This window comes from Actinospica durhamensis, assembly GCF_018139695.1.
GTDB lineage: Bacteria > Actinomycetota > Actinomycetes > Streptomycetales > Catenulisporaceae > Actinospica > Actinospica durhamensis.
In genome coordinates, this window is the sequence record NZ_JAGSOG010000390.1 from 1 (window position 1) to 6138 (window position 6138).

At 73.4% G+C, this 6138-nt stretch carries 4 protein-coding genes; all 4 read left to right on the forward strand.

What is annotated here, in order from left to right; all coding sequences use genetic code 11:
• Positions 1-290 precede the first annotated feature (290 nt).
• On the forward strand, positions 291-2558 hold the full coding sequence (locus KDL01_RS38270; RefSeq protein ID WP_212533617.1) for an ATP-binding protein: 2268 nt from the start codon (positions 291-293) through the stop codon (positions 2556-2558).
• A gap of 234 nt (positions 2559-2792) precedes the next feature.
• Positions 2793-4070 (forward strand): carbohydrate-binding protein, encoded by a 1278-nt coding sequence (locus tag KDL01_RS38275; RefSeq protein WP_212533618.1) that lies wholly within the window; start codon positions 2793-2795, stop codon positions 4068-4070.
• A gap of 81 nt (positions 4071-4151) precedes the next feature.
• Positions 4152-5417, forward strand: coding sequence for a DUF445 domain-containing protein (locus KDL01_RS38280; RefSeq protein WP_307846778.1), 1266 nt, complete (start codon positions 4152-4154; stop codon positions 5415-5417).
• A 97-nt stretch (positions 5418-5514) separates the two neighbouring features.
• On the forward strand, positions 5515-6138 hold a 624-nt coding region (locus KDL01_RS38285), incomplete at its 3' end, for a TetR family transcriptional regulator (protein ID WP_212533620.1).

A 6138-nucleotide genomic window follows, 5' to 3' on the forward strand; every position in this document is an offset into this window, starting at 1 on the left:
AGGCGGCGCGGGCGGCGCGGGCGGGTCGGGGCGGTGCGGTGGATCACGGGTCCTCCCGGGCGTCCGGCCGCGCAACCGGCCGAAGGTCGGATGTTCTCACGGCGCGGCGTCAGTTTACTGACGCGTCCGGGGGCGTCCAGGGCGCCGGACGGCCCCGCCCGACGCCGCCGCGCGGACCAGCGCCAGGGCCCGGCGCGCGGGGTGAAAAACCGTAGTTCTTTCACTGGATCGGGTTACGTTTGCCGGAAACCGCCCAACGCGGCGGCCACGCGGCCTAAGCTCGGAAAGGTATGCGACGGGAGGCTGGAGTCGGGGTGAGGGTGGACGGCGTCGGGGGACCGCGGGGCAACCTCCCCATCGGCACCACCAGCTTCGTCGGGCGCCGCGCCGAACTCGCCGAGCTCGGCGACCTGCTCGCGGGCTCCCGGCTGGTCACCGTCACCGGCGTGGGCGGCGTGGGCAAGACCCGGCTCGCCCTGGCCGCGGCCGCGCACGCGGCCGGGCACTACCGGGACGGGGTCTACCTGGTCCGCCTGTCCGCGGTCACCGACCCCGACCTGCTCGGCTACCTCGTGGCCGCCGCGGTGCGGCTGACCGACCAGACCATCCGCCCGCCGCTCGAGGTGCTCACCGACCATCTGGCGGACCGTCGGATGCTGCTCGTGCTCGACACCTGCGAACACCTGCTCGAAGCCTGCGCCGAGCTGGCCGAACGGCTGCTGCGGGCCGCCCCGGAGCTCGTCATCCTGGCCACCAGCCGCCAGTCCCTCGGCGCGCTCGGGGAACGGACCCTGCGTCTGGCCCCGCTCTCGCTGCGCCACCCCGAACAGGACGGCGCGGCCGCGGACGCTGCGAGCGGGGACGGCGGGAACGGCGCGCACGGCGCCGCGCGGGCGGAAAGCTCCGAGGACCCGGCGCCGTCCGAGGCCGTGGAGCTCTTCCTGGCGCGCGCGGCGGCGGTCAAGCCCGAGTTCGCGCTCACCCCGGAGAACCGGGCCGAGGTGGCGCTGGTGTGCGACCGGGTCGAGGGGATCCCGCTGGCGATCGAGCTCGCGGCCGTGCGGGTGCGCACCATGACGCCGGGTCAGATCCTCGACCGGCTCGAGGACCGCTTCGCCCTGCTGCACCGGCCCGAGCGCGAGGCGGGCGCCGGGCGCGGCGCCGCGGACCGGCATCAGCGGCTGCTGACCACGGTCGGCTGGAGCCACGAACTGTGCGGCGGCGACGAAAGGCTGGCCTGGGCCAGGCTCTCGGTCTTCCCCGGCGCGTTCGACGTGCAGGCGGCGCGGGCGGTGTGCGCGGACGAGTCGCTGCCCGCCGACGCCGTGCACGAGGTGCTCGACCGGCTGGTGGCCAAGTCGCTGCTGATGCGCGTCGGCGCGGCCGGCTCCCCGCGCTACCGGATGCTCGACACCATCCGCGACTACGGCGCCCGCTGGCTGGCCGAGCTGGGCCAGGCCGAGGCGGCCGCGCGCCGGCTGCGCGACCACTACCTGCTGCTGGCCCGGCGCGGCGAGCAGGCCTGGTTCGGCCCGGACCAGGCCGGCTGGTTCGCCCGGATGACCCTGGAGCACGACAACGTCCGGGCCGCGGTCGAGCTGAGCCTGGGCGAGCTGGACGAGGCCGAGATCGCGCTCGACCTGGTCGGCACGCTCTGGTTCTTCTGGATCGGCGCGGGACACCTGGCCGAGGGCCGCCGCTACCTCGAGCGCACGCTGGAGGCGGCCACGGCCCCGGGCGCGGGCCCGGCCACGACCAAGGCGCTGTGGGTGGTCGGCTACATCTGCGTGCTGCAGGGCGACCTGCCGTACGCGATCAGTATGCTGATCCGCTGCCGGGCGCTGGCCAAGGTGGAGGGGGACGAGCGGGCCGAGGCGTACGCGGTGCACCGGCTCGGCTGCGCGGCCCTGATCGGCGACCGGCACGTGCGCGCGGCCTCCCTCTTCGCCGAGGCGCTGGCCCGCTACTGCGCCCTCGGCGAGCTCAACAGCAACGTGATCATGGCCTGGGTGGAGCTGGCCATGGCCGCGGCCTTCTCCGGCGACCTCGACCGCGCGCTGCGGCTGTGCGAGCAGGCCGGCGCCCTGTGCGACGAGTACGGGGAGCGCTGGGCCAAGGCGTACGTGCTCTACGTCTCCGCCTTCGTCGCCTTCACCCGGGGCACCCCGGACCAGGCCGCGTCCCTGGCGCGCGAGTGCCTGCGGATCAACCACGCCTTCCGCGACCTGATCGGCATCGTGCTGCCGATCGAGCTGCTCGCCCTGTGTGCGGCGAACGACGGCGAGAGCGAGCACGCGGCGGCGCTGCAGGGCGCGGCCGGACGGGTCTGGAAGACGGTCGGCACCCCGCTGTTCGGGTCCGTCTACTTCGGCGCGGCGCACCAGAAGTGCCGCGAGCTCGCCTCGGCCGCACTGGGCCCGGTCAAGTATCAGGAGTATTACGATCGAGGCCTGAGCGTCGACCTGGACGAGGCGGTCGCCTGCGCCCTCGGCGAGTCGGTCAACCCCTGTATCACGCCATGTGATCAGAGCAAGGACGAGGCGCGCGCCGGCGAATGACCGGCACGGGGCATAAAGCTCAGAGTGATCGAATTCTGCGCTTCGGCGCGCCCTCGACACAGGACTGATCCACCTGCGCGCGGCAAGGCCCAGGCCGCAAACCTGCTGCGTGGCCACGGATCTCTTGACAGCTCATCTGGTCTAGTCCATTCTCACGGCTCAAGGGGGCGCGGTGTCGTGCGTCCCACGCGCACGCCGCCGTCGCCGCTCGCACCCACCTGAAGGAGCAACGCAGTGCGCAGATACCGAGCCGCGATCGCCGCGGTGTCCACCACGACCCTGATCACGGCCGGAGCCCTGGCCGCCGTCACGGTCTCCAGCTCCCCGGCGTACGCCAGCACCGCGCTCGGCAGCAACTGGTACGCCTCGGCGCCCTACGACATGCCGCTGGACAACAACCCGCCAGACTTGACCCAGGTACTCGCCGCCACCGGCGAGAAGGCCTACGTGCTCGCGTTCGTGCTGGCCGAGAACGGCACCACCTGTGCGCCCGCCTGGGACGGCGGCTCGAGCCCGGTCTCCTCCTCGGACGCGGTGGCGAGCCAGATCAGCGCCCTGCGCGCGGTCGGCGGCGACGTGGCGGTGTCCTTCGGCGGCTACAACGGCACCAAGCTGGGCCAGGTCTGCGGCAGCGCGGCGGCCACCGCCGCGGCCGAGCAGCAGGTGATCAACGCCTACGGGCTGCACGCGATCGACCTGGACCTGGAAGAGCCCGAATACGAGAACACCACCGCCATCGCCTACGAGCTCGGCGCGGCGCAGATCCTGCAGGCGAACAACCCGGGGATCTACATCTCCGTCACCATCCCGGGCACCACCTCGGGCACCGGCTGGTTCGGCGAGCAGCTGCTGGACGAGGCCAAGTCCCTCGGCTTCACCCCGAACAGCTTCACCATCATGCCCTTCGACGGCGGCTTCTCCGGCGCCTCCAGCCAGATCTCCGCGCTCGAGAGCTTCAACAGCATCCTGACGTCGACCTTCGGCTGGAGCTCGGCCACCGCGTACGCGCATGAGGGCGTCTCCTCGATGAACGGGCGCACCGACTCGGCCGAGTACTTCTACCAGACCGACTTCCAGTCGGTGCTGACCTGGGCCGAGAGCGTGGGCCTCGGCCGGTACTCGTTCTGGGCGGTCAACCGCGACCGTGAGTGCAACCCGCCGGACAACAACGGCACCCTCTCCGGCACCTGCTCCTCGGTCACCCAGAACAGCTGGGACTTCACCAAGTACGACGCCGAGTTCGCCGGGGCCACCCCGCCGGTGACCTCGAGCCCGACCACCTCCAGCCCCTCGGCGTCCGCGTCGGCCTCGCCCTCCGCCTCGGCTTCGGCCAGCGCCACCGCCACCTCGGGCGGCGGCGGCAGCTGCGCCACGGCGTGGAGCTCGACCAGCTCGTACTCCTCCGGCAACGAGGTCTCCTACAACGGGCACGACTGGACCGCGAACCAGTGGAACTACAACGAGGTGCCCGGCGGTGCCTCCGGCGCCTGGAACGACGACGGCGCCTGCTGACGAAGTGCCCCCGGTGGGTCCGGACCGCACGGTCCGGCCCCGCTGACGCCGCGCATGCCCCGGACGGGGGACAATGATCGGGTGCGAGCCCTGTCACCCTCCGAGACCAGCAAGCTGCGCGGCCTGCGCCGGATGAAGGCCGTGGCGAGCGCCGCTCTGGCGCTCGCCACCGTCGTCTACGTGGTGGCCCGCTGGCAGAGCGGGCACGGCGCCGGCTGGGCCGGGTACGTGCAGGCCGCCGCCGAGGCCGCGATGATCGGCGCGCTGGCCGACTGGTTCGCGGTCACCGCCCTGTTCCGCCATCCGCTCGGCGTGCCCATCCCGCACACCGCGATCATCCCGCGGCGCAAGGAGGCCCTGGGCCGCTCGCTCAGCGAGTTCGTCGGCGAGAACTTCCTGTCCGAGTCGGTGGTGCGCACCCGGCTGCGCGCGGTCGGCCTGGCCGGGAGGCTCGGCGCCTGGCTGACCGATCCCGAGCACGCCACGCGCCTGGCCACCGAGGCCTCCGGCCTGGTCCGCGGCGCGCTGTCGATACTCGACGACGTGAAGGTGCGCCAGTCGCTGACCGACACCCTCACCCGCGGCCTTGAGCGGATGCCGGCCGGACCGCCCGCCGGGCGGCTGCTGGCCCGGCTCACCGAGTCCGGCGCGCACCGCCCGATCGTGGACCTGCTGGCCGAGCGCGCGCTGGAGTGGCTCGAGGCGCACCCCGAGGCGGTGGAGATCGCGGTGGAGAGCCGGGCCCCGGGTTGGACGCCGCGGTTCATCGACGAGCGGATGGCCCGCCGCCTGCACCGCGAGCTGCTGCGCGCCACCACGGCCGTGCGCGACGACCCCAACCACGTCGCCCGCCGCGCGATCGACTCCTACCTGGCCAAGCTGGCCGAGGACCTGCGCACCGATCCGGCCACCATGGACCGGGCCGACCGGCTCAAGCAGGAGCTGCTCGAACACCCGGCCACCCAGCGCGCCGCCACCGCCGCGTGGGCGGAGCTGCGCCAGATCGTGCAGGCCGGGTTCACCGACGAGGACGGCGCGCTGCGGCTGCGGCTGCGCGACGCCATCGTCACGCTCGGCACCCGGCTGTCCGAGGACGGCGAGCTGCGGGCCCGGGCCGAGGGCTGGGTGGAGGACGCCGCCGTGCACGTGGTGACGAGCTACCGCGACGAGATCACGGCCCTGATCACCGAGACCGTCAACGCCTGGGACGCCGAGGAGACCTCGCGCAAGATCGAGATCCAGGTGGGCCGGGACCTGCAGTTCATCCGGATCAACGGCACGGTGGTGGGCGCGCTGGCCGGGCTGCTGATCTACACCCTCTCCCGGCTCAGCGGCCTCGGCGGCTGACCGCGGCGCCCGGCCGCGACCCGGACCCTGGCCGCGGCCCGGTTCGATTGATACATTGCCGTATCGGATACGCCGCCGTATCGAATCGAGCCGCCGCATGACGACCGCGACCGACGCCCCCGTCGTCCGGGTCACCCGCCGCCGGGCGCAGACCAGGGCCCGGCTGCTGGACGCCGCGTTCGCGGTCTTCGCCGCCGCCGGCTTCGGCCAGGCCTCGATCGAGGCGGTGTGCGACGCGGCGGGCTACAGCCGGGGCGCGTTCTACTCCAACTTCACCGATCTGGACGAGCTCTTCTTCGCCCTCTACGACGACCGGGCCGGCCTGATCGCCGGTCAGCTCGCCGCCTCGCTGGCGATCGAGGGCGCCCCCGAACCATCCGTGGCCGAACTCGTCGCCCGCGTCACCGAAGTGCTGCTGCTCGACCGGGACTGGCTGCTCGTCAAAACCGAGTTCCTGCTGCACGCCGCGCGCCGCCCGACCGTGGCCGAGGCCCTGGCCCGCCACCGCACCGCGCTGCGCGAGGCCGTCGCCGCCCGGCTGCGCGAACTGGCCGCGCACCACCCGCTCCCGCCGGTGCTCGGCGACGCCGACAGCGCCGCCGCGGCCGTCGTCGCCGTGTACGACGGCGTCACCGTGCAGCTTTTGCTCGATCGCGACACCGACGCCGCCCGCGCCTGGCTGCGCCGCCTGCTCACCGCGCTGCTCACCCAACCCGCCCGC

Bases quoted from the DNA above. Each gene is read 5' to 3' on its own strand.
- KDL01_RS38270 (WP_212533617.1), top strand. From the start codon at position 291: ATGCGACGGGAGGCTGGAGTCGGGGTGAGGGTGGACGGCGTCGGGGGA.